This is a genomic window from Paraferrimonas sedimenticola, assembly GCF_002282855.1.
GTDB classification, from domain to species: Bacteria; Pseudomonadota; Gammaproteobacteria; order Enterobacterales; family Shewanellaceae; genus Paraferrimonas; species Paraferrimonas sedimenticola.
The window spans coordinates 395,494-420,967 of record NZ_NRIR01000002.1 but is presented as its reverse complement, the minus strand read 5'-3'; the positions used below and the strand labels follow the sequence as shown (position 1 = coordinate 420,967).

Here is a 25,474-nt window from a genome sequence, read left to right as displayed (position 1 = left end):
GCTGCTCATTCAGCCGGGATGCCAATGCCAATTGCACGCGACTTTATTAACGATCTGCTCGCCAGAACCGACATAGTGTCTCTGGTGGATAGCCGCGTCACGCTTAAAAAAGCCGGTAAAAACTACTCCGCTTGTTGCCCTTTCCACGGCGAAAAAACGCCCTCGTTTACCGTTAGCCAAGACAAACAGTTCTATCACTGCTTCGGCTGCGGCGCTCACGGCAACGCCATTGATTTTCTGATGGAGTACGACCGCTTAGATTTTCCCGATGCGGTAGAAGAACTGGCGGGCTTACACGGCTTAGAGGTCATTAGAGAACAAGGCCACGGCGCCCCGCGCGCGCCACGCCCATCGCAAGATTTATACGAATTAATGGAGCAGGTGGGTCGCTACTACCAAGCCCAATTGCGCCACCACGCCGACCGCCAGAAGGTCATCGACTACTTAAAAGGCCGAGGCCTTAGTGGTGAGGTGGTCAAAAAGTTTCGCATCGGTTTTGCACCAGATGCCTGGGATGGGGTGCTGTCACAGCACCGCCAGTCCAAAGACGAACAAGACAAGTTAGTTGAGACCGGCGTACTGATTCAAAACGACCAAGGTCGTCGCTATGACCGTTTTCGCGATCGTTTGATGTTCCCAATTCGCGATCGCCGTGGGCGCGTGATTGGCTTTGGCGGCCGAGTGTTAGGTGATGGCACGCCTAAGTATCTGAACTCGCCGGAAACGCCGATTTTCCATAAAGGCCAAGAGCTATACGGCTTATACGAGCTCAAGCAAGCGATTCGCGACCCTCAGCAAGTGGTGGTCGTGGAAGGCTATATGGATGTGGTCGCGCTGGCTCAATACGGTATCGACTACGCGGTGGCGAGTTTAGGTACCAGTACCACTGCCGAGCAAATGCAGTTATTACAGCGCACCGCCAGCAAGGTGGTGTGTTGCTACGATGGCGATAGAGCCGGTCGCGAAGCGGCTTGGCGCGCCATGGAAACCGCGCTACCGCAACTGCGTCCTGGCGATCAGTTGGCCTTTGTGTTTCTGCCCGACGGTGAAGATCCAGATAGCTTCGTGCGCCAACAAGGTAAAGACGCCTTTGAGGCTGAGCTCGACAAAGCCACACCGTTGCACCAATTCCTATTCGATACGCTGGCGCAAAGCCATCGGGTCGAAGACGGCAGTCTTGCCAAGCGCGCGCTGACCCTGATCGAAACCGTCAAGGACAGCGTTTTACAAGAAACTCTATTAGAGAATTTAGCTTATCGATTGCGCTTAAATTCCGCCGCCGAACTCAAACGCAAGTTTGGCGTGAGCAGTCGCCCAAGCTCCCCCGCCAAAGATACAGGCGGCTTAAAGGGACGAGGCACCCCGTTGCGCTTGGCGATTGCTTTGTTAGTGCAAAATCCTGAATTGGGACTAGGGCTTAGCCCTCAACCTGTGCTAAAGCACTTAACCCTCAACGGGGTCGAATTATTTGCCGACTTACTGGAAAAAGTGCGCGAGGTGCCGTTAACCAGTGGGCAACTACTAGAATTGTATCGCGACCACCCTCAGGCGAACGTGCTTAAGCGCTTGGCGCAGTGGTCACATCAAATCGCTGCTGACAATCAGTCCGCCGAGTTTACTCGAGCCTTGTATTGGTTGAACGAGCAGTATTTAGAGCAGAAGTATCAGCAGCTTAGTAGCAAGTCTCAGCTAAGCGCTGGAGAAAAGCGCCAATTAGCGGCGTTAATAGCCCAAATGAAACAAGGGCAAGGTTAGTTTGCGGTGAATTAGTGCAAAAAAAGCTCAGGTTAAGCCTGTGCCAGCACTAGTCAAAGAAGACGCAAATGCCTATAATTGTTGGTTTGCGCAGCACCCGAGGTGCTGCTTGTCGTATGTAATTTCCGAATTGGATGGTATCTATGGATCAAACTCCACAGTCGCAATTTAAGTTGTTACTGGCCAAAGGTAAAGAGCAAGGCTATTTGACCTATGCTCAGGTGAACGATCACCTCCCTGCAGATATGGTCGACTCTGACCAGATCGAAGATATTATTCAGATGATCAATGACATGGGTATCCAGGTGTTTGAGGAAGCACCGGACAACGATACTCTGATGATGTCTGAAGATGCGACCGATGAAGATGCCGTAGAAGCGGCAGCGGCGGCCTTGGCAACGGTAGAAAGCGAACTGGGCCGAACCACAGATCCTGTGCGCATGTACATGCGTGAAATGGGTACCGTAGAGCTACTGACTCGTGAAGGCGAGATCGGTATCGCTAAGCGAATCGAAGAAGGCATTAATTCTGTACAGACCTCGGTGGCGGAATATCCGGCAGCGATCTCTTATATCCTGGACCAGTACGACAAATACGAAGCTGAAGAGCTGCGCTTGTCAGATATCATCAGTGGTTTTGTCGATCCAGATGACGACGGTACCGCCGCTCCAACCGCGACTCACGTGGGCTCTGCTTTGTCTGAAGAAGAATTGGAAGACGAAGACGACGATTCGGATGACGACGAGGAAGAAGAAGGCGATAAGGGTCCAGACCCAGAGCTGGCCAAAGAGCGCTTTGACGCCCTTCGCAAGGCTTACGAAGAAGCCAGCGCCATTATCGAAAAGAAAGGCCGCGCAGATGCCGCTTCTAAGAAAGCCATCAAGAACGTCTCGCAAGAGTTCCGCGATTTCCGCCTAGTACCAAAGCAGTTCGACGCGATTGTATCTGGTATGCGTGAAATGATGGACCGAGTGCGCACCCAAGAACGCCTGATTCTTAAGATGACCTGTGATCACGCGGGTATGCCTAAGAAGGCCTTTACTAAGGTATTCCCAGGCAACGAAACTAGCGCTGATTGGTACGAGAAAGAGATTGCCGCGGGCAAGCCACACTCAGCAGCCCTTGCCAGTTTAGAAACCGATTTAGAGCGTTGCCGCGCCAAGTTGGTTGCGGTTGAGCAAGAAACCGGTCTGGTGATTGCCAACATTAAAGACATCAACCGTCGCATGTCGATTGGCGAAGCCAAAGCTCGCCGCGCCAAGAAAGAGATGGTTGAAGCGAACTTGCGTCTGGTAATTTCTATCGCGAAGAAATACACCAACCGCGGTCTGCAGTTCTTGGACTTGATTCAGGAAGGTAACATTGGCCTGATGAAAGCGGTTGATAAGTTCGAATACCGTCGTGGTTACAAGTTCTCGACCTATGCGACTTGGTGGATTCGTCAGGCAATCACTCGCTCGATTGCTGACCAAGCCCGTACCATTCGTATTCCGGTGCACATGATTGAGACCATCAACAAGCTCAATCGCATTAGCCGTCAAATGCTTCAGGAAATGGGCCGCGAGCCAACCCCTGAAGAGTTGGCCGAGCGCATGCTGATGCCAGAAGACAAGATTCGCAAGGTGCTGAAAATCGCCAAAGAGCCAATCTCAATGGAGACCCCAATCGGGGACGACGAAGATTCGCATCTAGGTGATTTCATCGAGGATACTACCCTCGAGTTGCCAGTTGAGTCTGCTACCGGTGAAAGCCTGAAAAGTGCCACTCACGAAGTGTTGGCCGGTCTGACCGCTCGTGAAGCCAAGGTACTGCGTATGCGCTTTGGTATCGACATGAACACAGACCACACCCTTGAAGAAGTGGGCAAACAGTTTGACGTGACCCGTGAGCGTATCCGTCAGATTGAGGCTAAGGCATTGCGCAAGCTGCGTCACCCTAGCCGCTCGGAGATTTTGAAGTCCTTCTTGGACGAATAATTCCGAATCTCTCAAGCTTAATTCAAAGCCCTGTTTACACAGGGCTTTTTTGTGCCCAAAGGTTTCTTGGCACACATCAATAAAAGCCGGATTTCAACTTGCCAACAACAGGAATGTTACTTAGGATCGAGCCCGCTTAACGCTTTGTTTCACTCGTAAAGGACGCATAACATGAAAAAAGCTTTACTGGCGTTACCTCTGATAATGGCCAGCACATCGGCCAGCGCAGAACTCTATTTTCAAGATTACAGCCTTACCCTGTTGCGCGGTTACGACTACGAGTTGGGCGATCCAAAGCGCTGGGTAGGCACCTTTGAGTACGTCAACGATGCCAGCTGGGGCGATACCTTCTTCTTCGCCGACCGCTTGGTATCTGACAACGGTGATACCGAAATCTACGGTGAGTTCTCACCGCGTTTTCACTTCATGAAGGTCGACAATGGCCCGCTAAAAGCGCTGAACGTAGCCACCACCTGGGAGTTCAATACGGTCTCTAATGGCTTTAGCCAGGACAACTTCTTACTGGGTGTAGGCTCTTCTTGGAATATTCCATTCTTTCGTCACTTCGGTGCCAACGTCTACCAAAGATTTAACGACCACCGCAGTAATACGCAGCAGCTAACCCTGACCTGGGGCGTGGCCGTTCCATTCTCCAAAACAGAGATCTTGTTTGACGGATTTATGGATTGGGAGTCAGGTACAGGCAGCCACTCCAACAACCTAAACTTTACCCCGCAAATTAAAATCGACGTGGCTCCTTGGGTATCCATTCCTGGTAAGCTTTATCTGGGTTTTGAGTACGTTCACTGGAACAACAAGTTCGGCGTTAAAGGCGTCAATGAGCGCAACTGGAACGCGCTGGTGAAATATCACTTCTAAAGAGTTGATTAGCTTAGTGGTAACGGCTAAATTTTGGCCTTTCAAACGCCGTTACCCATGACAAGCTGGTAAGAGTCTCGTATACTTTGGCTCGTTTCGGCCCCTTAGCTCAGTTGGGTTTAAGGCGGTCACAAAGTGATGAGAAGTGATTTAACATCACTTCGAAAGCGTTAAACGTGAGGCCGTGGATGGCCGAACCGGAAGGCGCTTCAGGGATGAAAGCCTCATCCCTAGACAATTGAAAAGAATTTCGGCCCCTTAGCTCAGTTGGTTAGAGCACACGACTCATAATCGTTAGGTCCCCAGTTCAAGTCTGGGAGGGGCCACCATATTAAACAAAGGGTTAGCACCAGTGGCTAACCCTTTTTTGATCCAGTTTGTCTAGCTGCGCTTACTCTCTAACTTCTTCAGATAATCGTAACTGGCGATTTGCGAGCGAATTTTGCGGCGATTGCCACGTTTAACGTAAGCGTTGGTCTGCTCAGCATCCACCACTCTGGCTTTCACCGTATCCTTCCACTGAAGCTCTAGCAGGTCGACGATTCTCTGCTGTAATTGCGGATCAATAATCGGAGTACCGACCTCCACTCGATAATCCAAATTGCGCGTCATCAAATCAAAACTAGCGAGATACACTTGGCGCTGACCGCCATTGTGAAACACCATGACTCTCGGATGCTCTAGAAAACGGTCTACTACGCTAATAACCTTAATGTTTTCCGACAGGCCTTTGATACCCGCTGCTAAAGCGCACATGCCGCGGATAATCATTCGAACCTTTACTCCAGCTTGGGATGCTTGATACAAGCGCTCAATCACCGCTTTATCCACCAGATTATTGACCTTGATAACGATCTCAGCTTTTCGACGGCGTTTGGCAAACTCGATTTCCTTATCAATCATCTGTAGCACTCGCTCTCGACTGTTAATCGGCGACACGAGTAGGTTGTTAAATTCGAAGCGTCGATAGGAGCGACCAATAAAATCAAAGACCTGGCTGACTTCCTGAGTAATGCTTGGACTTTGTGTGAACAGACTAAAATCCGTGTAGATTCGCGCGGTCTTCTCGTGAAAATTACCCGTACCAATATGGGCATATCGCACCGACTCTTGTCCCTCTTGGCGAGTGATCAGGCAAAGTTTGGAGTGTACTTTTAGACTGGCCACCCCAAACTCGACTTTGGCACCACCATCGGTCAGTCGCTTGGCCCACTCTATGTTAGCCTCCTCGTCAAAGCGAGCCCTAAGCTCAACCACCACAGTCACTTCTTTGCCATTTGAGACGGCGTCTAACAGCGCTGCAATAATTCTGGAATGGCGCGCCACCCGGTAGATATTGAGCTTAATCGAGGTGACTTGTGGGTCGTAGGCCGCTTGACGAACAAACTCAGTGAAGTGACCAAAGGTGTGGTAGGGGTAATACAGCAGCACATCGCGCTCGGCTATTGCGTCAAACACGCTAGCGTGTGCTTTGAATTGGGCGGACTCCAAGCTCGGTATACTTGGATTTTCAAGATACTTGTAACCTGTGATGTTTGGAAATCCAATGAAATCTCGAAAGTTATGGTAACGACCACCTGGGATCATCGCATCGACACTGCTAAGCCCTAGCGCACTGGAAAGTTGTAATCGCATCTCTTTAGGCATAGCTCGATCGTAAACGTATCGCACCGGCTCGGACACCAAGCGCTGTTTTAAGCCCTGCGACATCTTGTTGACGATAGAGTCGTCGATATCACCTGACAACTCAAACTCCGCATCTCGAGTGAGCTTCATCGAGAACACTTGAGCCTCATCAAACTCAATCACCCCTTTAAACAACTCAGCGAGGCAATATCGAATTACATTGTCTAGTAAGATTACCGATTTACCTTGCACACCCTTTTCCTTGGGCAACAATACGAAACGATTGGTCTCATCCGCGGGCACATCAATCAAGGCGTAGCGAGTTTGATTACCTTTGCGAAGCTGGGCCACCAAATAGGTCACATCGTCCGAGATTCGCTGCGCAATCTGACTGTTGTTCTCCACCCAAATAGGCACCAACAAGGGCAAGAGTTTTCGTTTGAAATAGCGCTTAATCCAACGACCGTGGAAGTCGCTAAGTTCTGCTTCACTGATTAGGTAAATATTGCGACGGCGCAGTTCGATAAGCAGGCTTTGATAGGTGTCATCGAACTTAGCTTGTAAAGACAGCACCTTGTTTTGAATGGCCTCCATCAAAGGTTGAGCCTTAGGGTCGCCACCTTGCTCTTGATGGATCAGCAAGCGACGACGCACATCAGCGACTCGCACTCGGTAAAATTCGTCGAGATTGCTAGAGAAAATCCCGAGAAACCGCAAGCGCTCAATGACAGGTACACTATCGTCTTGGGCTTCTTGCAATACTCGCTCGTTGAAAGATAACCAACTGAGTTCTTTAGCAATAAATATGGAAGAAGGAGTTGAAGCTGAAGTGTTAGGCATTGGCTTGGTAAACCTATAGCAAGCACATAAATCCCACTAGGTTAATCCAACTGTATGACAGTTTTTTTAAACTGGGCGAACTTGCCAGTAGCGCATATCGCAAGTTCGCCAGCCAGAGTAGCAACAAGCACTCACCTTAATGGCTGTTGCGCCGAAGCGAAACTAACCGCCTTACGGCAACGCAGGTTCGAAGCTCGGTGAAGTATTAAAGCTGTTCTCTAGCTCTTGGGCTATCGACTGTTCAGTATCATGGCGGTTGAGTAAGCGCACCGAGTGAGTGAAGTCCCCTTTCATTCCCGCTTGCTGTAACAAACGCTGTAGCTCTTCAGCACACTTGCCGGCTTGCTCTACATTGGTAAAAGGCAAGTAGACCACCATTCTCGACATCCAGTGCGATTGAACAAAATCACAGTCGCGCACCAGAGTTCTAGTCAGCTCTGTGTATTTTTGCAGTTCGCCAAATTCCACCATGGGATAGCGAACTTTAATGATACACACCTGAATATTGTGCGTGCGGATCCTATCAATGAGTTCATCGATAGTCTCAGGTAGCATCTGGTCCTGCTGTTGGCTATCAGTTCGCACTCGTGCATAGCGCCAAAATGCCGTGCCGCTAACAATCGATAGCAAAACTAAAACGACCGCTAGGCCTATGGCTATTTGAAGTGCTACGTCGTCTTGTCTTAGCTTAGATGAACGCGTTTCCTCAGCGATCTCTTGTCGTGCGTCAATAAGCGCTTGGTCCTGATATTCCTCTCTCACTTGGTTGCCATGATCTATGAAACGCTCGATTTCCGCGACAGCTCGATCAATTTCGCCTTGACGAGCAAAGTGCTTAGCACGCGCAGTGTAGACTTGACTGATCAAATTAAGATCTTGTCCGTCTTGTAGGGCGTCAGCCGCCTCGTTCAGTAAATTGAGCCCCTCTTGGTTATTACCGGTCAACAACAAGGCTTCGCCAAGCAACAGCTTAGAAGCCCCAACCTGTGCACTTTGATTCTCCTGTTCAAATAACCTGAGACCATGGCGAGCGTGTATCAGTACACGGGGCAAGTCTTCCAAATAGAGGAATACTCGTGCCAAACCGTTATGAGCAAAGGCCTGATAAACCTGGCTATCTATCAGATCTACTTGGGTGGCCATCTGTTCCGCTAGCAAACGAACCTGATCCTTTTGGTTTAAAGCCATCAAGAAATGAATTCGGCTCAAAGTAAGGGTCGCGCGAGGCGTTGTGAAATCAGTGGTAGGCAATTCGATATTGTCTAGATAGCTGAGCGCTGCCTTGTAGTCTCGTGTGTAATAAAAGATATTTGCGATGCCCAGTTCAATAATGAAGCGAGATGCGTAGATAAGTGGTGATAATCGATAGTCTTGATCAACGACGATCGAACGAGCCAATTTCAGATCGTGTAATGCTTCTTGGTATCGAGACTTAGCTACCAAAAAGTTAGCTCGGGTTGTAGCCGCATAAGCCAAAGCACCAGCATCCGACAGCTCGTCAGCGATGGCTATGGCAGAATTGGAAATTTCCAACGCTTTGTCTGTGTCACCCTTGGCAGCAACTAGCTTAGCGTTACAGGCTTGAAGATAAGCTCGAATCGAAGGCTCTACGTAAGCAAGCAGGGTGTTTACCCGTGCGACCTCATTTTGAACGAGATGCGGAGTTCCCAGAACATAATTGGCCTCACACAAAAGAACCGCTCGATGAACCTGATGGAGTTTATCTTCAGCAGAATCTCCCGCAAACTGCAAGGGCGCCAATGAGGCCAGCACCTCGGAAGGTTGATCGTAAAGTGTACGAGCCGCTTGCTCGAGCTTAGGATGCGCCTGAGCCGCACCAGCCAACAGGACCAAGCCCCAAGCCACCAGCCAACCACGGCAGGCCAGCCCAAACTTCCAATTCATTTTTATTATCATGTTTCTATCGCTCTTCATTCCTTTGAAACACTATTGGCAATACCTAGTTGTGCGCTACCTAGCGTCTGACGACGAACCTACCGCGCAGCTTTTGCTTGCCCCTTATCTAGCTCAGCCAGTATATCCGTTTCTGTATCCTGAGCCGTTATTTCTCTAACGTCCACTGAGATATTCTGATCTATCCCACGTTCTAGCAACCTCTGTCGCAGTCCGCTTTGCAAAGCGATAGCGGCTTCTTGATTGGCGTGGGGGATGTATATTACCACCCTTGACAGCCAACGCGAGTAGACTAGGTCACAGTCTCTCACCGACTCACGTAAGGTCGCTATCAATCGATTCATAGTATCAAAGTCAGCCATGGGCGCTTGCACTTTGACTATGCTGGCCCGCATATTGCCGCGCTTCACCGCTGTGAGGATCTGTTTTGCATTAGTGGTCGATACGCGAAGCACGCTACGCTTTGGCCACTGCCAGAAGGTCAGCAACCCAAAAACCACCCCGGCGACTAAGGTACAGGCCAGCCAAAAAATATGGTCCGCCACCGAGTGTAATTCCAGCTCAGGAGCATTCACCAACCCTCGATTGCGCATCTCCTCTTTGCTCAGATCCGCCCTTTGACGGTCAATACTTTGTTTAATGGCATTCGTCACCGCCGCCATGGATTGCAGCGCAACCAGTGCTTTTTGTTGCTGGCCATTGGCTAGGTAGAAGTCGGCTTTTATCTGGTACAGCTGGTAGAGGGAGTCGTGCCAGTTTTTGCTGGCAAACAAACTAGCGGCTTGCTCCAGTATCGGCAGTCCTTGCTCAGCTTGATTGAGCTTTAACAAGGCCTCGCCTAAATGCAGCTGTGCCATCGCCATGGGGCGTTCAAATGCAACTTGTTCAAATAACACCATTCCCGCTCGAGCGTGCATGACCACTTTGGCATGCTCATCGAGATAGCCGTAAGCGCGCGCCAAGCCGTTGTGCACATAGCCGCGCAACAAATCACTCGGTACGCTTGCAAGATTTTGCTCTAAGTGCTGAGCGAGCTCCGACACAGAGTTGCGCCTATCCAAGGCTTTTAGAAAATGCAATCGGCTCAAGTTGAGCGAGGTCTGCGCCGAGACAGAGGCTTGAGCTGGTATCTCTATGCTGTCTAGGTACTCCAACGCTTGTTGGTAGTCACCGCTGTAGTAATGCAGGTTGGCGATGCCCAAATTAATGTCGGTGATTGATGGGTACAGTAAAGGGGACTCTTCTATATGTTGATGCTCTACTAAGGTCTTGGCGACCCCAAGGTCATGCATCGCCTCGCTGTGCAGCCCTCGCTCCACTAGCAAGTGCGCTCTGGTAGACAAAGCGTAAATCAGGGCACCATGGTTATCCGCCACATCGGCGACACTAACCGCCTCATCGGCCAAGCGGATAGCACCATCGAGATCCCCCTGAGCAGCATTACTCTTGGCCTCACAGGCGCGATAATAGGCGGTCACGTATGGTTCGATGAGACTCAAAGTGGAACGCACCGCTTCTAGCTGAGCCAAAGTTTGACCTTGTCCACCAAGAGTGTGGCTGGCCTCGCACAATAGAATCGCTCGATGAACGCGTTTAAGGGCATGCTCTTGAGTCGCTGAAGTGAACTGCAAGGGTTGCAGCTGAGCAATGGCTGCGCTAGGCCTGTCTCGCAGCGACAAGGCGATTTGCTGCAGCTCATCATTAGCGCCGGCAGGTGTCGCCACAATCAGCATACTGATAACAAGTACACTGACAGTTTGGATACAAGTGCTGGACCTTAACAAGCACTTAATAAAGCCCTGATAATGCCGACTCAAAACACACCTCTAGTAAGGGTGAAACCACCGTCAGGACTCAGCCTGCTTCACCAGAGAAACAAATAATCAGTCGCGATAATCGCTTATCGCAACCCTTAGATAAAACCAATCATGTCACACTTGAGCAACATTTGCCCACATCCAAGTTTTAACAGTCTGGTTAAGCTTGCGTTCAATATTTAAGCAGTAAAATAAACCCAAGATAAAACAACGGAGTGAATTATGAAGAAATTATCTGCTGTATTGGCCGCTTTGGTAATCACCATGTCAGGCTCTGCATTTGCCAACAACTCAGGTTCTGACCAAGAGTTAGACGAGCTGTATTTTCGCTTCGTAACTTCGTCAAAGATCGTCGACACTTGTATTGCTGAAGGAATGGCTCCTAGCAAAGCTCGCCCTATGTTTGACTGGATCGCCTATCAAGATAGCCAAGATTTGTTCGATGATCGCTCGCTACAAGACTACGAAGCGGCACAACAGGACGCCAATGAGTTTCTTGCTAAAACCGACTCACAGACGCTCAATCAATACTGTGACGAATTGACTGCCATGGTGCAGCATCCGAACTAGTTAACCAGGCGGCGCCTCGAACTCCCGAGGCGTCTCCGTGTTGGTTAGCCAGCACAGGTGTCGAGCACTCACCACCAAAGACATGTTCGGCCAGGGCTCGATTGATCGGCCCATACCACTCATCGACTTGCGATAATCCGCCACCTAAGACAATGCAATCTGGATCTATGGTGTTTATCACCACACTCAAGGCTTGTGCCACCCAAAGAGGATAGCGAGCGAACCAGGTACTGGCTAACTCGTCACCATCTTTCGCCGCGGCTACCAAGTCCTGTATCTCGTCAAAACGAACACCATTGCTTTGTTCGATTCGCCGCAGAAACCCAGGCCCAGACACAAACTGTTCGATACAGCCGCGTTTACCGCAATAACAGGCCTCGATATTCGGTGTGAGTTGTTGCCAGTTTGGCATGGCACAGTGTCCCCACTCGCCAGTGAGTCCATTGCGCCCGCCAATCACCCGTTTGGCCAACGACCAGCCTCCGCCACACCCTGTGCCTAAGATCACCCCAAACACAGATTGATACTCAGCCCCCGCGCCATCAACCGCCTCGGAAAGCGTGAAACAATTGGCATCGTTGGCCAGTGATATGGAACACTCTAAGCGATGACTTAGGTCCTGCAGCAATGAACGACCGTTAAGCCACTGGGAATTCGCGTTTTTTACTCGTATTCCATCGGCACTAATGGTGCCGGGTATGCCTATTCCAAACGCTGGGTTAAAGCCAAGGCTAGAGCACAACTGGCGATACATCGACTCGAGCTGGTTTAACACCTGTGGATAATCGCAAGGCGTTGGCGACCTCAACCGCTGAATGAACTCGCCATCGCGGCTAATTGCGACCATTTCTGTTTTGGTCCCACCTAAATCACAGCCAATCATACAGTTAGCTTTTTTCGCCACTCTTGTCCTCCCACCTGACAAGCTCAGTCCAGTACCGGTTCTACTAACCCAATGCTTTGATTATTTGTTATGCTCAACAATACGTTAACAAGCTTATCGAGCTATGCTAATTTGAGACTAGGACGTTTATTCGCCCTTGTCGCGGCTAGAAGTTTTTTTCGCATTCCAGTAAGGACGGTTCGATGGTCAACAAGCCCACCATATTGATTGTGGACGACGCCCCAGACAATATTCATATTCTGATGAATTTGTTGAAAGACGACTATAAGGTCAAAGCCGCTACCAGTGGAGCCAAAGCGCTGACTTTGCTCAATTCTGGAGACAATCCTGACTTAATTCTGCTTGACGTCATCATGCCTGAAATGGATGGCTACCAGGTCTGTCAGGAAATCAAAGCCAATCCGAAAACCTCCGATATTCCTATCATTTTCGTTACCGCCAATAATCAGGTAGAAGACGAAGAAGCCGGCTTTTCCTTGGGCGCAGTGGATTACTTGACCAAACCCGTTAGCCCCTCGATTGTGCGCGCTCGCGTACGCACCCATCTGGCCCTGCACCAACAACACCAGACTCTCGAGTCCATGGTGCTCGAGCGCACCAAAGAGTTGGAAAGCACTCGCTTAGATATCGTTCGCAAACTCGCCAGAGCAGGTGAATACAAGGACAACACCACCGGCATGCACATTGAGCGCATCGCTTGGTTTGCTCGAATTGTCGCGCGCAAAATGAATCTCTCGGAAAAATGGTGTGAGCTGTTGTTTCACGCTTCCCCCATGCACGACATTGGCAAAATCGGTATCCCGGACCGCATATTGCTCAAGCCCGGCAAGCTCGACAACGAAGAGTGGCAAGAGATGAAGCGTCACACCGAATACGGCGCCCAAATCATTGGCGACGACGGCACTCCTTTACTCAAGATGGCTCGCGAAATTGCGCTAAATCATCACGAGAAGTGGGATGGCAGCGGTTATCCCAACGGTATCTCCGGTGAAGAGATTCCACTGTCAGCGCGCATTGTGGCCATTGTCGACGTTTACGATGCGCTCACCAGTCAAAGGCCGTACAAGTCATCTTGGGATCAACAACAAACCCTAGAGCTAATTCAATCCGAGTCCGGACGGCACTTTGATCCAGAAATTGTCGATGTGTTCTTGGGCAGCATCACAGAAATTCAGAAAGTACAGACTGAATTACAGTAAGCTAATTTACCTTTTCTTAGGGAAAGCCATACAATAACGCAACAAGCCAGATTGGCATGCAACACATTTGAGCGCCGCGACAGCGGGCCTATCATCGCAACACGAGCAAGAGAAGTGACATAGTTTATGAATCACCAAGAAGCCAAAGATCTGTTGAAACACCTGCTGCCAGAAGACACCCTGAGCTTAATTAAAGTCGAGGTGTTTCGTTTGTCATGGGAAGGTAAAGGCTACAACATCATCGCCGAGGAAACCGGCTATGACCACGACTATGTGCGCAAGTCTGGCTCCATTCTTTGGCAGGAGTTGTCGGAGCTACTGGACACTTCTGTGACCAAACGCAATTTTCGGCCGCTGCTCGAGTCCCAACTGGAAAAAATTCAGCACAGCATTCAAATGGTGCCTGACTACCCAGGGGCCCCAATGGTGTTTAGCTCGCCGCACTATGTCGAGCGTACCGAAGAAGAGCAACAGGCGTACCATCAACTGCAACAACCCGGCGCACTCATTCGAGTCAAAGGGCCGCGTAAAATGGGCAAAAGCTCTTTGATGCTGCGTATGCTAGACCACGCCGATGAACTAGGGTACCGCCAGGTCACTCTCGATTTTCAAATGGCCGACAGCAGCATCCTCAAAAACCTCGACAAATTGCTGCGCTGGACCTGCCTGCAAATGACTTCTCAGCTCGGCCTTGAAGACCAACTCGAGTCCCATTGGAATGAGCTAATCGGCCCCAAACTCAGCTGCTCCAACTACATCAAAGATTACATATTGTCTCAGGTAGGCACTCTAGTGGTTGCCATCAATGAAGTGAATCTGATCTTTGATCACCAGGACGTCAGTCGAGATTTCTTGGCCTTGTTGCGCTCTTGGCACGAGGAAGCCAAGCACAACCCCAGCATGCAAAAGCTGCGTCAGTTGCTCATCTACTCCACTGAAGTGTATGTGCAGTTGGATTTAAACCTGTCGCCATTCAACGTCGGCCTGCCAATCGAGCTGCGTCCGTTTGACGACGAACAGCTATCCCGCCTGGCCACCAGCTACGGATTTAATTGGCCGGCAGATGGATCCTTGCAAAGCCCAATTCGCTTAATTCAAACCCACATTGGCGGTCACCCATACCTGACTCAATTAGTGTTCTACCGTCTGGTGACCCAAGAAGGCTTTATTGAGAGCCCGTCTGAGGCATTGGCGGAGATCCTAAAGTCTGCCAGTGCGCCCAATGGTTTGTTTAGCGACTACTTGCAGCACATCTTGGTGGCCATCATGGACAATCAAGACGCCATGTCGGCGTTTCGCAAACTGCGCAAGTCCGCCGATGCCAAACTGTCCCGCATCGAGATGTATCAGCTTGAGAGCCTTGGTGTCGTCAGACTGCGCTCGGGCCAAGCCACCACCAGCTGTAAGGTGATTGCCGATTTCTTAGCGGCGCAAATAGGCTAGTCCAATGGGCGCTTTGACCACTCGCTATCAAGTTGGCGGCAGTATCTCAGCGTCCACCAGCATTTACGTCGAGCGCCAAGCCGACAAAGAACTGATAAAGGCGCTGCAGGCGCAAGAGTTTTGCTATGTGTTCAACTCGCGCCAAATGGGTAAGTCATCGCTGCTGCTAAAGACCAAGCAGGACTTGCAAGCCCAAGGCGTCGATTGCTGCTTTATCGATGTCAGCCGTATCGGCAGTTCTGATACCACGATAGAACAGTGGTTTGGCGGCATCGTCTACGAGCTTTGTCGCGGCTTCGACCTTCTTAAAGACTTCGATCCTCTGCCCTGGTGGCGCTCCCTTGGCGGCTTACCGCCGGCGCAAAAACTGTCTGATTTCCTCGAAAAAATCCTACTGCCATCGCGGGATAGCCAAATGGTTATTTTCCTCGACGAAATTGACAGTGTGTTAAGTCTGAATTTTTCCAGTGACGACTTCTTCTCGGTAATCCGCTTTTGCTTCAATCAACGTGCCGCTAATCCAGAGTTTCGACGCTTACAATTTGCCCTGTTTGGGGTTGCCCTACCCACCGACCTAATGAGCGATAAAACTCGCTCGCCGTTTAACATCGGTCATGCCGTTGGGCTTCAGGGTTTTGGGGAGCAACAAGCGCTGGCCTTGGCAGCGGGACTGCCTTTTAGCGAGGCGCTCAACCAAGCGCTCATTCGCCGAGCACTGCATTGGAGCGGCGGGCAGCCCTTTCTCACTCAGAAAGTCTGCCAGTTAATCTCCAACCACAGTGAAACGCCACCCAAGACAGAACAGGCCTGCAGCGATTGGCTCGACACTCTTCTGGCCACCGAAGTCCTCGCGGATTGGGAAGGGCAAGACAACCCAGAGCATTTGCGCACCATTCGCGATCGCGTGCTGCTTGACGAAACCAATAGTCTGCAAAATCTCGGCTTGTATCAAAAGGTATTGGAACAGCAAGACACAGGAGTGAGCGTTGAGCGTGTTAGCGGCCATGAACGTCTGTATCTCACCGGTTTGGTAGAGATCCACAAAGGACGGATATTCCCCAGAAATCGTCTGTATACACAGGTATTTGACGCGCAATGGGTGGAATCACATCTAGCCGCGCGTCGGCCGTATCACAAGGCTTTACGCAACTGGCTTGACCGCGGCAGAAGCGCCGATGCACTGCTCAGTGGCGAAGTGTTGGCGCAATCAGTGGAGTGGGCTCGGGGTAAATCTTTAGCGGACGAGGACTATCAGTTTCTCGGTGCGAGTCAGGATGCAGAAAAACGTCAAGTTGAAGCGCTAAACCTTCGCCTCACCGAAGAAATCAGCGAACGTAAAGCAGCGCAACAGCAACTCAAAACCGCGTTAGCCGCGGTACAAGAAGCCCAAGTTGAAGCCGAGCGAGCGAACAAAGCCAAATCCGAGTTCATGGCGCGGGTGAGCCACGAAGTACGTACCCCCTTGAATGCAATTTTGGGCTTGAGCTATCTCGCCCAACAAAACAGTTCACCTGCCACCCAAAGTTACCTGGATAAAATCCATAATTCAGCCAGCTATATGTTGGGAATGATCAACGATATCGTCGATTTTAACCAGGTAGAGCAAGGCCGCCTCAGCCTGAAGTCCAAGCCTTTTAGCCTAGATACGCTCGCGGATAAACTGGTCGATGTGATTGGTTTACGCGTTCAAGCCAAAGGCTTGGAGCTCAAGCTCAACAGTCCCAACCAGCTGCTGCCCAACCTCATCGGCGATGAGCTGCGCATTGAGCAAGTGCTGATCAACCTGCTCACCAACGCCATCAAGGCCACCGAGCACGGTCAAATCACTCTCAACATTCAAGTAACCGAGCACAGTGCCAATCAACTGTTGGTGCAATTTAGCATCATAGACACAGGTCCGGGGTTGCCCACACACATTCGCGAGGCTCTGATTCACGGCAATGCCAACGAACTAGGGATGGGCTTGGGCCTTTGTCAGCGACTGGTCGCCTTGATGCACGGCGAATGGCAGGTGCGAAGCGATCCAGAGTTCGGGTCCAGCGTGGGCTTCACTTTACCGTTAACCTGCGCAGGTGAAGCGCCCAACATACAAGCGATTGATAATCTCTATTACCTAGCGCCACTGCCCAACGCCCTGCTGGAAAAACAAATTCAGCTTTTGGGCGGTAAACCTGTGGGCTCGCAAACAGGGGCCGAGGATTGGATAGTGTTTGATGGCCTGCTCACCCCAGAGCAAGACTTGTCCAAACGCGGCATTCCCTTGCTACCCGCAGGGGTCGCACAAAGCCGGCCGTTGTCAGAGTTCAATTATCCGTTGCAACTGCATTACCCGCTGAGCCTGAGCAAACTGCACAAGATGCTGCACAGTATTGAAAACAAAAGCAAACCTTTACAGGCGGTGCGTTCGGGCCAACATTGGCAGGCACTGGTAGCAGAAGACAACGATATTAATCAGCAGGTCATCGAGGAGCTACTGCGGCGCTGGGGCATAGAAGCTCACCTGTGCAGCGATGGTCAGCAGGCCCTCAGTGCGATTCAAGAACAAGCGTTTGATCTGGTGCTAATGGACGTCGACATGCCCAAGCTCAACGGCCTGCAAGCCACTCAAGCGATTCGAGCATTACCGCAGGACAGTTATCGTACTATTCCGATCATCGCCATGACTGGTCACACCCAAGCCGACGACATCCACGCCAGTTTGGAAGCCGGAATGAATGCCCACGTCAGTAAACCCATAGACCCCCTGTTGCTAAAGAACACCTTAGAGCATTGGCTAGATACCTCGTTTGACGCCCAAACTCAGGTAGAGCAAGACACTTCGGATTGGCTCAGCCGGCTCGATGGCATCGACCTTTCTCGAAGTCTGGAGCGACTGGCCAACAATCGTCAATTGTTGGGACGCCTGTTGCGCCAGTTTGCCAGCAATTACAACTTATCCAAAGACGACCAGACCCAAATTATTAGTTCAGCCAACTCATCCCAACACAGTTGGCTACATACCTTAAAGGGCACGTCTGCCAACGTGGGCCTGCAAGCCGTTAGCGAGCAAGCACAGCGCCTTGAAAGCAAGCTTCAACAATCCCAATTAACCGAGTCTGATTGGACGCCACTTTGGCAAAGCCTCGAACGAGCTAGAACTCAAATACTGAGCTTGGCCCCGCCCCTAAACGAGATTAGCGACGTCCCCCTTGCAAGCGATGCTGAACAGCATTTACAGCGCCTAATCCATCTATTAGACGAAGACCTAGGCGAGGCTCAACAAGTGTTACAGCAATTGCCTCAGATAGCTCAGCGAGATCAAATTCAGTCTGCCCTCGATGAATTTGACGTCGAGAGCGCCCAAGTCCAGGCCAGCAGTTGGCTCGCCGAGATTAAGGACAGCTGATGCAAATTCGCACCAAGCTAATTGGACTGCTACTTTGCCTGAGTCTGTTACCTTTGGTGATTGTCGGTGCCACCTTGGTGCACCGCGCCCAAGAGGCCTTGGCTCGCACTGCCTTTACCCACCTTGAGTACGTGCGCGATAGCAAGAAAAAACGAGTACTGCGCTACTTTAATCGACTCGAATCAGAAGCCAGAGTGATTGCCAATAGCCAAGCTGTGGCGATACGCCTGCAGGCATTCGACCAAATCATGCAAAAAGGCGGCACTCAGACTCAGGAGTATCAAGAGCTAGACGCTCAAATTCGCTTTGTGTACGAGCAATTTCTGACCGAGTTTGGCTACCACGACCTGATGTTGATTAACCCCGCCGGCACCATCATCTACTCCACACGAGCCGATGAGAATTTAGGCGCCAATCTGCTGTCCAGCCCTCACCCGGACAACATCCTCGGCCAATCGCTGCCACAGGCGCTCAATAGCATAGTGATCACTGACTTCGGCTTCTACCCCGTGGGTTCGAATCAATTGCTCGGTTTTGTCATAGCCCCAATCAAACGCCAACAAGGCTATTTAGGGAGCCTGGTACTTAAGTTTACCCCGGACGATCTCAACGAAATCATGCAAGAGCGCACCTCTGCAATGGCCAGCCAAGAGGTCTATTTGGTGGGGCCGGACAAGCGCATGCGTAGCGACAGCTATCTCGACCCCTACAACCGCAGCGTGCGCGCTTCCTTTAGCGAGCCGCAAGCGGGTATCGTTGACACTCTCGCCAGTCAAAAGGCCCTAGCTGGAGAAACCGGTGAGTCCACAATCTTGGACTACCGCAATATTCCGGTGCTATCCGCTTACACACCAGTGCCTGTTGAGCAACAAACCTGGGCGTTAATCGCCGAAGTGGATGAAGATGAGGCCTATGCGGGCATCACTCGACTGGTCAACTTAATGCTGATGATTGGCGGCAGTGTGCTGGTCGTGGTGGTGCTGATATCGCCTTTTATAGCCACCGTCATTACCCGCCCTGTGACTTCGCTAACCCAATCCTCAATCGATATCGCTAAGGGCAATTTGGATGCCGAGGTCGAGCAACACTGGCGCGACGAATTTGGCATTCTCGCCAAAAACTTCAACGAAATGCGCGAGTCGATCAAAGAGCAAATTCAAACCATTCGCAGCCAAAAAGCTGAGCTCGATAAGGTCAACGAGGGGCTTGAGTCGCAAGTGCTGTTGCGCACCGCCGAGCTGGAGAAAAGCATTGAAGAGGTGCAAGCCGCGACTCAAGCCAAGTCAGAATTTTTGGCCAACATGAGCCACGAGATTCGAACCCCGATGAACGCCATTTTGGGAATGGCACACTTAGCGTTGCAAACCAAGCTAGATGACCGCCAGTACAACTACATCACCAAAATTCATCACAGCGCTAAGTTGCTGTTGGGGATCATCAACGACGTATTGGACTTTTCCAAAATCGAAGCGGGCAAGCTGACTTTAGAAGCGGTCCCCTTTCGCTTAGCCGATGTCATGGACAACCTGGCCAATTTGCTCGAAGCCAATTTGGCCGGACGCCCGATTCAGCTTGAGTTTGACGTGGCCAATAACTTGCCGCCAGTGCTTATCGGCGATGAACTGCGACTGACCCAAGTGCTAACCAACATAGGTGGCAACGCGGTTAAATTCACCCAACAAGGGAAAATCCAGATTCACGCGCAAATGTATCAAGACGATGGCGACACCGCTTTGCTGCACTTTAGCGTCAAGGATTCTGGGGTCGGAATGACAGATGCGCAAATGGGCAAGCTGTTTCGCTCCTTTTCTCAAGCAGACGCCTCAACCACCCGTAAGTACGGTGGCACAGGTTTGGGTTTGGCCATTTGCCAACATCTCACAGGGCTAATGGGAGGCGAGATTTGGGTGCGCAGTCGTCCCAACAAAGGCTCGACGTTTCACTTTACCGCCCGCTTTGGGGTGGCCAACCAAACACAGGCCCCGGTGGTTGAAGCCAGCGAACCCAGTGTGGATTTAACCGGCGCACGAGTACTGTTGGTGGAAGATAACGCCATCAACCAAGAATTGGCCCGCGAGTTACTCGAACAAAAAGGCGTGCAAGTAGTCGGGGCTGAACACGGCGGTCGAGCGTTAGAAGCGGTCAGAAATCAAGAGTATGATTTGATCTTAATGGACTGCCAAATGCCGCAAATGGACGGCTACCAAGCTACGCGCGCCATTCGTGAAATGCCAGGAATGGCCGACATTCCGATTATAGCTATGACTGCAAACGCCATGGTTGCCGATAGGGATAAGGCGTTTTCTGCGGGCATGAACGACTACATCACCAAACCTTTGGACGTCAATCAACTGTTTAGCTGCTTGGGCAAGTGGTTTTCGAGATACCGTCCAAGCGGTGTGCCACAGCCGCAAGCCCCTAGCTTAGATGTAGCACAGGGCCTGAGCCTGTTCGGCGGCAATCAAAGCTTGTATCAAGACTCATGTCAGCGCTTCACAGCTGAATTCGCCCCGTTAATTCAGGGAGATGTGCAACGAAATAGCGAACAGTTGCTATCTGCCGAGGAGCGCAATCGAATGCAAGCCATGGCCAGCGCCATTGGCGCAAAACACTTAGTAAAGGAATTACAACAAGGGGAACAGAGTCGAATAGTTGAGGCCTTAAGTCTCACACTTAAGGCCATTGAAAGCCAAATTAGCCAGCCTGAATAAAATCTTGCACTTGACCAATCATAGCGGCGTACAAAGCGCCGCCATCACGTTCGCGCAGCGCCTCGGCAGCCGAGGCTAACCAATCCCCCGCAAAGTGTTGCAAGAAACCTTTTGCCACTGCAACGTCGTGCTGTGCCAGTAACGCTGAGATCTCCAGCAATTCAGGCAAACTGCCCAGCATAGGCTCAAACTCATCGTCCTGACTCAAGCCCAACTTTTCGCAAATTTGCGCCAGTTGTTGTTGCTTGTCCGCCGCTTGCTCGCCGTCTAAGTAATCGCTCATATTCAGCGAAACACCGCTGTCACTGGCTTCAAACAAAGCGCGATAAGCAGCAACCGTTTCCACTGAGTAACCTGCATATTCAGCTTTTAAGCGCGAGCCTTGAATGGCGTCGATGGCTTGCAGCAAGTCGACGGTCTGCGGGTCCGGCAAAGCGAAGCACTCGGATAGGGCTTGCAACCAATCACTGTAGTCTTGAGTTTCCATTCTAACTCCTGCGCCTTATTGAGCTTTAAGCGCGTGTAGGCGAGCTAACTCGTCGCGCAGCTTGCCAAGCTGAGGCTTGTGCTCACAAATCTCTTCAACGGTTAGGCCCTGTAGCTCATGGGGGAATACCAACCACTGATCGGTTTCTTCCACGTAAAAGTCTGGATTGCGCTGAGTTTTGTTGTTGCTCGGCTTGAAGTAAGGGGTGGCAATTTTGATGTCGGGAGTGTTCTTACGACAATCGGCGTGCAAGTCTTGTATGACTTGGGCAATGCTCAAACCCGAGTCGTAGACGTCGTCCACAATCAGCAAGCTGTCTTCGGCATTCACTTGTTTTTCTATGTAGCGCAAGCCGTGAACCTTCACTTGCTTGCCCCGCTGGCCAATGCCAATGTAGCTACTGGTGCGAATGGCAATGTGGTCGGACTCTACACCTAACACATCCAACACTTCTTGAACGGCGATACCAACCGGTGCGCCGCCGCGCCAGACACCAACGATGAAATCAGGGCGATAGCCAGATTCAAAGATTTGAACGCCAAGCTTAAATGACACATCAAGCAATTCTTGCGCTGAAATAAAGTACTTTTCCACTACCGACCTCTACCGATTCTTGTGTTCAAGGATTCAATGGCGCGCAAGATTACCACAAAAGCCGCCGAGTTTTTGTTGTTTTCGGCGACCTTTAAGTGTTTTTTGGAACGAGCTAGGCTTGTTTCTGTCGGGCCGCGTAGGCTTCCAGCGCCAATACTAGCCCGATGGCGGCTAGCATGGCCAAAATCGCACTCATGGTTTGTGGGTCCTGAGCCAACTTGTCAGCGAACTCCCAAGGCAACAGGTTTTGCTCGGTCAAGGGTACTTGCTCGCCTTTGGAGTTGGTACGCCAAGTCAGGACTTCCTTCCAAGGCCACACCTTGCCCAAGGTGCCAATCATCAAACCGGTTAAGAAAATCAAGGTTAGATCACGAGCGCGCTTTAGCAACCAGGATAGCAGATGAGAGAAGGTCAGCAGGCCCGTCAATCCACCCACGGCAAAGGTCGCTATCACGACAAGGTCTAGCGATTTCACCGCACCGAGTACCACAGGATAGAGACCCAACAACAGCAAAATGAAGCTGCCCGAAATGCCCGGCAGAATCATCGCGCAAATCGCGATTGCACCGCCGATAAATATCGTAGGCAGTGAACCCGACAGTTGAATCGGATGAATAACGGTAATGCCGTACGCCAACACGGCGCCAGCAAGGCCAAACAGTGCGCTGTGCCACTGCCAGTTTTCGATTTGACGCAATATGTGCCAAACCGACACCAAAATCAGGCCAAAGAAAAAGCTCCAAATCAGAATCGGCTGAGTCACCAGTAAATGGCTAATGATTTTGGCAAAGGTAAAAATCGAGGTCAGGATCCCAGTGACTAACACAATCAAAAAGGTGCCATTGACGTGCTGATAACTGTCCACCAGCCCTTTGTCACGCAAGCGCCCTATCAGGCTCGGATTAATTCGGCGAATACTTTCAAGCAAAGTGTCATAGATGCCGCTGATAAACGCGATAGTTCCGCCAGAGACACCCGGTACCACGTCCGCCGCTCCCATTGCCATTCCCTTGAGATAGGTCGCAAACCATTTGCGAATAAATTGCATAACAAGTCCAGTGATCAAAAACTAATTTGTCGAGTATTATACGGAGCTAATTCGAAATCGCACCTTTGCAGGCGCGGTGACAGATGCATTGCTTTATAGCGTGGATCACGAAAAAACCGGCAATTTGCTACTGGCATGTGAGCTGGGCAATATTAACCCCTACTGATTTATCGTAGACTTACTGGCTAAATCGTTAAGAATTTAAAGGATGCGTCACCAATGACCGAACAAACCGCGACCGAGCAAAACCAAGAGCCAACCATGTACCAATTGGCTGACGAATTCATTGCTCTGGCTAACAAGCTGTCTCAACAACACAAAGACCTGGGTAAAACTGGTGCCGCGCTGCGCTTTGCCGCTGCTCGCTTCAACGCCTTTGAAGCCTCAGTAAAAACTCAAGAACTAGAAAAAGAAAAAGAGCACGCGCTAGAGTGGTTCTCAAACGAGTTCAAGCAAATGCTAGAAGTTAACTTGGACGACCACATTGCCATGGCCAAACGCCAGCAAGAAGAAGGCAACAAGTAAGTCCTTGGGAATGCCCAAATAGACATAAGCCGCTCGACTGAGCGGCTTTTTTAGGTCTGGGCTTTACTCAACCAGAAACAAAGCCCCAAACCACTTTGAGCGCTAGCCCAATCAATATCACACCAGAGATTCTATCCAACCAATGGGCCTGTCGGCGCAATCGCTCCAACACAGCACCGTGGGACAAGCCCAAAGCCACTAACGAGTACCACAGGCCGTCTACCACCAATGGAGTGGCTATCAAGGTCATTTGCTGCCCGGTGTGCAGACTGGCTTGCACGAAAGGGCCGAACAAGGCTACGAAGAAAAGTAATATTTTGGGATTGAGTACGGCGATAGCAAAACCATCGCGCGCGGCTTCCATTCGACTGGCGGACTCCCCAGAAGCCAGCTTGGCCGCGATCCCTTGCTTGGCACTTAAGGCTTGAAATCCTAGCCAGGCCAAGTAGGCCGCACCTGCTAGGCTTATCCCCTGAAACACCAGTGGTTGTTGCTGAATCATCCAACTTAAGCCCGCCACCGTTAGCGCCGCGTAAATGCCGATACCTAAGGCGTGGGTCCAAGCCGCAATTAATCCACTGTCTCTGCCGCCGGCCAAGGTGTGTCGCAGCACCATGGCAAGGCTCGGACCTGGGGACATAGCCCCTAGTGCACACACCATTAACAGCGGTAACCAATCAGTAAAACTCACGACTTCCCCTATTTCTTGTTATTGTTTTGCTGATCCTGATTGCGCGCCCAGGCGAAAAACAGCATCACTGGATAGGGAGCCATCATAAGCAAACCAATAGCAATTGCGCTAGCTATGATTAGCAGTCCGCCGATGGCCTGCCCCCAGTCCGTATACCAATAGCTAGCAAAGCCGGCCACCACCATGACCAAGCCACCCCAATGCACCAAATGTGCTAACTTTATCCACTTTGGCCAATTCACAGCTAACCTTACTCGACGATTTTCGCTAAACTAGCAAATTATCTAGCTTTGCCCATTGGGATTCCAGCACTAATGAAACGCCTAACGATTACCGCGCTATTACTCAGCAGTTTATTTGGTTGCGCCAGCCAATCCGATTCTGCTACTGAAGCTAAAACCCTTGATTTGCAGGGCAATTGGCATATCGAGTACATAGGAGACATGCCGGTTATCGATTACTCACCGGCAAAGGTGATGTTTCAGGAAGAAGGTAAACTCAGCGGCAATACCAGCTGCAACCAGTTCTTTGGTAGCTACCAGCAGCAAGGGGAAAGCCTAACTATCTCTCCGGCAGGCACCACCATGAAAGCCTGCGTCGATGCCTTGATGGAGCAAGAGCAGCGCACCATGCAAGCCTTGTCAAAAGTAACCCAAGCGCGCATGAACAAAGGTCGTCTAGAATTTTTGGATCAAGCCTCAGGTGTGGTGATGATCCTGACCAAAATGGATTAATCTCGCCTTTTAGGCCAAGAATTGCCCCTTGCCAGAGCGTGCTGAATTGGCATTAGCTCGCTCTCGAGGGCGCTCTCTTCGAAGCAAAAATCCCCAATACGCCTTGCCCACTCTATCGCTCCAATCCTGATCCGCCGAGCGCCCACAGCGAACGCATTCACCGGCCTGGCTGACCAGGTAAGCCCATACAAATAACCAGGCCCCCAAAGTCAGCACAGATAACAGTAAATGCAGTTTGTGCTTGTGCTCCAAACCTCGATGATGAGTGACCTGACGGCAGTGATTACAGTAACTTGAATGGCGGCGTTGATGAGACGTTTTTTTCATGACGGGCATACCCCAAAATTGCCTTGGGTTAAGTTTAGCAAAGCCCTGT

20 protein-coding genes and 1 tRNA gene are annotated in these 25,474 nt (G+C 50.8%); 11 read left to right on the top strand and 10 right to left on the bottom strand.

Features of this window, described 5'->3' with window-relative positions:
• Nucleotides 1-24: 24 nt before the first annotated feature.
• The 4 genes from dnaG to CLC93_RS05230 all read left to right on the top strand — a co-directional run bounded on the left by dnaG (nucleotide 25) and on the right by CLC93_RS05230 (nucleotide 4,939).
• Nucleotides 25-1,755, top strand: a complete 1,731-nt coding sequence (gene dnaG, locus CLC93_RS05245) for a DNA primase (RefSeq protein WP_095505028.1) — start codon at nucleotides 25-27, stop codon at nucleotides 1,753-1,755.
• A gap of 143 nt (nucleotides 1,756-1,898) precedes the next feature.
• Nucleotides 1,899-3,731: an RNA polymerase sigma factor RpoD gene (rpoD, locus tag CLC93_RS05240; protein ID WP_095504890.1), complete on the top strand. Its 1,833-nt coding sequence runs from the start codon at nucleotides 1,899-1,901 to the stop codon at nucleotides 3,729-3,731.
• Nucleotides 3,732-3,902: 171 nt separating this feature from the next.
• The gene (locus CLC93_RS05235) at nucleotides 3,903-4,610 is read left to right on the top strand and encodes a DUF5020 family protein (RefSeq protein ID WP_095504889.1); all 708 of its coding nucleotides are present in this window, start codon (nucleotides 3,903-3,905) and stop codon (nucleotides 4,608-4,610) included.
• Nucleotides 4,611-4,862: 252 nt separating this feature from the next.
• Nucleotides 4,863-4,939, top strand: a tRNA-Ile gene (locus tag CLC93_RS05230).
• A gap of 52 nt (nucleotides 4,940-4,991) precedes the next feature.
• On the opposite strand, the gene ppk1 is transcribed toward CLC93_RS05230, so the two are convergent.
• From ppk1 to CLC93_RS05215, 3 genes are all read right to left on the bottom strand, one after another.
• Nucleotides 4,992-7,076 carry a polyphosphate kinase 1 gene (ppk1, locus tag CLC93_RS05225; protein ID WP_095504888.1) on the bottom strand — a complete coding sequence of 695 codons (2,085 nt, stop codon included), beginning with the start codon at nucleotides 7,074-7,076 and terminating at the stop codon, nucleotides 4,992-4,994.
• 171 nt (nucleotides 7,077-7,247) lie between these two features.
• Nucleotides 7,248-8,981 carry a hypothetical protein gene (locus CLC93_RS05220; RefSeq protein WP_095504887.1) on the bottom strand — a complete coding sequence of 578 codons (1,734 nt, stop codon included), beginning with the start codon at nucleotides 8,979-8,981 and terminating at the stop codon, nucleotides 7,248-7,250.
• A gap of 89 nt (nucleotides 8,982-9,070) precedes the next feature.
• Nucleotides 9,071-10,714 carry a tetratricopeptide repeat protein gene (locus CLC93_RS05215; RefSeq protein WP_141237345.1) on the bottom strand — a complete coding sequence of 548 codons (1,644 nt, stop codon included), beginning with the start codon at nucleotides 10,712-10,714 and terminating at the stop codon, nucleotides 9,071-9,073.
• A 315-nt stretch (nucleotides 10,715-11,029) separates the two neighbouring features.
• Here CLC93_RS05215 and CLC93_RS05210 point away from each other — a divergent pair, with 315 nt between their 5' ends.
• The gene (locus CLC93_RS05210) at nucleotides 11,030-11,377 is read left to right on the top strand and encodes a hypothetical protein (RefSeq protein WP_095504885.1); all 348 of its coding nucleotides are present in this window, start codon (nucleotides 11,030-11,032) and stop codon (nucleotides 11,375-11,377) included.
• On the opposite strand, the gene CLC93_RS05205 is transcribed toward CLC93_RS05210, so the two are convergent.
• Nucleotides 11,328-12,260: an ROK family protein gene (locus tag CLC93_RS05205; protein WP_095505027.1), complete on the bottom strand. Its 933-nt coding sequence runs from the start codon at nucleotides 12,258-12,260 to the stop codon at nucleotides 11,328-11,330. The two genes, CLC93_RS05210 and CLC93_RS05205, sit on opposite strands and share 50 nt — an antisense overlap.
• Nucleotides 12,261-12,463: 203 nt before the next feature.
• On the opposite strand from CLC93_RS05205, the gene CLC93_RS05200 reads away from it, so the two are divergent.
• From CLC93_RS05200 to CLC93_RS05185, 4 genes are all read left to right on the top strand, one after another.
• Nucleotides 12,464-13,480: an HD-GYP domain-containing protein gene (locus tag CLC93_RS05200; RefSeq protein WP_095504884.1), complete on the top strand. Its 1,017-nt coding sequence runs from the start codon at nucleotides 12,464-12,466 to the stop codon at nucleotides 13,478-13,480.
• 126 nt (nucleotides 13,481-13,606) lie between these two features.
• Nucleotides 13,607-14,923 carry an AAA-like domain-containing protein gene (locus tag CLC93_RS05195; RefSeq protein ID WP_095504883.1) on the top strand — a complete coding sequence of 439 codons (1,317 nt, stop codon included), beginning with the start codon at nucleotides 13,607-13,609 and terminating at the stop codon, nucleotides 14,921-14,923.
• Nucleotides 14,924-14,927: 4 nt separating this feature from the next.
• A complete protein-coding gene (locus tag CLC93_RS05190) occupies nucleotides 14,928-18,308 on the top strand; it encodes an AAA-like domain-containing protein (RefSeq protein ID WP_095504882.1) in 3,381 nt (1,126 codons plus the stop codon).
• Nucleotides 18,308-21,019, top strand: coding sequence for a hybrid sensor histidine kinase/response regulator (locus tag CLC93_RS05185; protein ID WP_095504881.1), 2,712 nt, complete (start codon nucleotides 18,308-18,310; stop codon nucleotides 21,017-21,019). Before CLC93_RS05190 ends, CLC93_RS05185 begins: the two co-directional genes overlap by 1 nt.
• Here CLC93_RS05185 and CLC93_RS05180 read toward each other — a convergent pair.
• The 3 genes from CLC93_RS05180 to CLC93_RS05170 all read right to left on the bottom strand — a co-directional run bounded on the left by CLC93_RS05180 (nucleotide 21,003) and on the right by CLC93_RS05170 (nucleotide 23,148).
• On the bottom strand, nucleotides 21,003-21,506 hold the full coding sequence (locus CLC93_RS05180) for a hypothetical protein (protein ID WP_095504880.1): 504 nt from the start codon (nucleotides 21,504-21,506) through the stop codon (nucleotides 21,003-21,005). The genes CLC93_RS05185 and CLC93_RS05180 overlap by 17 nt on opposite strands.
• Nucleotides 21,507-21,521: 15 nt before the next feature.
• Entirely contained in the window at nucleotides 21,522-22,100 is a 579-nt protein-coding gene (locus tag CLC93_RS05175) for a phosphoribosyltransferase (protein ID WP_095504879.1), read from the bottom strand.
• Nucleotides 22,101-22,212: 112 nt separating this feature from the next.
• The gene (locus tag CLC93_RS05170; RefSeq protein ID WP_095504878.1) at nucleotides 22,213-23,148 is read right to left on the bottom strand and encodes a polyprenyl-phosphate transporter; all 936 of its coding nucleotides are present in this window, start codon (nucleotides 23,146-23,148) and stop codon (nucleotides 22,213-22,215) included.
• 219 nt (nucleotides 23,149-23,367) lie between these two features.
• Here CLC93_RS05170 and CLC93_RS05165 point away from each other — a divergent pair, with 219 nt between their 5' ends.
• Nucleotides 23,368-23,673 (top strand): DUF3144 domain-containing protein, encoded by a 306-nt coding sequence (locus CLC93_RS05165; RefSeq protein ID WP_095504877.1) that lies wholly within the window; start codon nucleotides 23,368-23,370, stop codon nucleotides 23,671-23,673.
• A 67-nt stretch (nucleotides 23,674-23,740) separates the two neighbouring features.
• Here CLC93_RS05165 and CLC93_RS05160 read toward each other — a convergent pair whose 3' ends face one another.
• Nucleotides 23,741-24,364 carry a LysE family translocator gene (locus CLC93_RS05160; RefSeq protein ID WP_095504876.1) on the bottom strand — a complete coding sequence of 208 codons (624 nt, stop codon included), beginning with the start codon at nucleotides 24,362-24,364 and terminating at the stop codon, nucleotides 23,741-23,743.
• A gap of 8 nt (nucleotides 24,365-24,372) precedes the next feature.
• Entirely contained in the window at nucleotides 24,373-24,606 is a 234-nt protein-coding gene (locus CLC93_RS05155; RefSeq protein ID WP_141237344.1) for a hypothetical protein, read from the bottom strand.
• A 72-nt stretch (nucleotides 24,607-24,678) separates the two neighbouring features.
• On the opposite strand from CLC93_RS05155, the gene CLC93_RS05150 reads away from it, so the two are divergent.
• Complete coding sequence (locus CLC93_RS05150) at nucleotides 24,679-25,098, top strand: META domain-containing protein (RefSeq protein ID WP_095504875.1); 420 nt, start codon at nucleotides 24,679-24,681, stop codon at nucleotides 25,096-25,098.
• A gap of 9 nt (nucleotides 25,099-25,107) precedes the next feature.
• Here the strand turns inward: CLC93_RS05150 and CLC93_RS17590 are convergent, their stop codons facing one another.
• Entirely contained in the window at nucleotides 25,108-25,425 is a 318-nt protein-coding gene (locus CLC93_RS17590; protein ID WP_141237343.1) for a hypothetical protein, read from the bottom strand.
• Nucleotides 25,426-25,474 lie beyond the last annotated feature (49 nt).

Excerpts from the sequence above, each read along its gene's own strand:
- dnaG (WP_095505028.1), top strand. The coding sequence starts at position 25 with ATGCCAATTGCACGCGACTTTATTAACGATCTGCTCGCCAGAACCGAC.
- rpoD (WP_095504890.1), top strand. The coding sequence starts at position 1,899 with ATGGATCAAACTCCACAGTCGCAATTTAAGTTGTTACTGGCCAAAGGT.
- CLC93_RS05235 (WP_095504889.1), top strand. The coding sequence starts at position 3,903 with ATGAAAAAAGCTTTACTGGCGTTACCTCTGATAATGGCCAGCACATCG.
- ppk1 (WP_095504888.1), bottom strand. The coding sequence starts at position 7,076 with ATGCCTAACACTTCAGCTTCAACTCCTTCTTCCATATTTATTGCTAAA.
- CLC93_RS05220 (WP_095504887.1), bottom strand. The coding sequence starts at position 8,981 with ATGAATTGGAAGTTTGGGCTGGCCTGCCGTGGTTGGCTGGTGGCTTGG.
- CLC93_RS05210 (WP_095504885.1), top strand. The coding sequence starts at position 11,030 with ATGAAGAAATTATCTGCTGTATTGGCCGCTTTGGTAATCACCATGTCA.
- CLC93_RS05205 (WP_095505027.1), bottom strand. The coding sequence starts at position 12,260 with ATGATTGGCTGTGATTTAGGTGGGACCAAAACAGAAATGGTCGCAATT.
- CLC93_RS05200 (WP_095504884.1), top strand. The coding sequence starts at position 12,464 with ATGGTCAACAAGCCCACCATATTGATTGTGGACGACGCCCCAGACAAT.
- CLC93_RS05195 (WP_095504883.1), top strand. The coding sequence starts at position 13,607 with ATGAATCACCAAGAAGCCAAAGATCTGTTGAAACACCTGCTGCCAGAA.
- CLC93_RS05190 (WP_095504882.1), top strand. The coding sequence starts at position 14,928 with ATGGGCGCTTTGACCACTCGCTATCAAGTTGGCGGCAGTATCTCAGCG.
- CLC93_RS05185 (WP_095504881.1), top strand. The coding sequence starts at position 18,308 with ATGCAAATTCGCACCAAGCTAATTGGACTGCTACTTTGCCTGAGTCTG.
- CLC93_RS05180 (WP_095504880.1), bottom strand. The coding sequence starts at position 21,506 with ATGGAAACTCAAGACTACAGTGATTGGTTGCAAGCCCTATCCGAGTGC.
- CLC93_RS05170 (WP_095504878.1), bottom strand. The coding sequence starts at position 23,148 with ATGCAATTTATTCGCAAATGGTTTGCGACCTATCTCAAGGGAATGGCA.
- CLC93_RS05165 (WP_095504877.1), top strand. The coding sequence starts at position 23,368 with ATGACCGAACAAACCGCGACCGAGCAAAACCAAGAGCCAACCATGTAC.
- CLC93_RS05150 (WP_095504875.1), top strand. The coding sequence starts at position 24,679 with ATGAAACGCCTAACGATTACCGCGCTATTACTCAGCAGTTTATTTGGT.
- CLC93_RS17590 (WP_141237343.1), bottom strand. The coding sequence starts at position 25,425 with ATGAAAAAAACGTCTCATCAACGCCGCCATTCAAGTTACTGTAATCAC.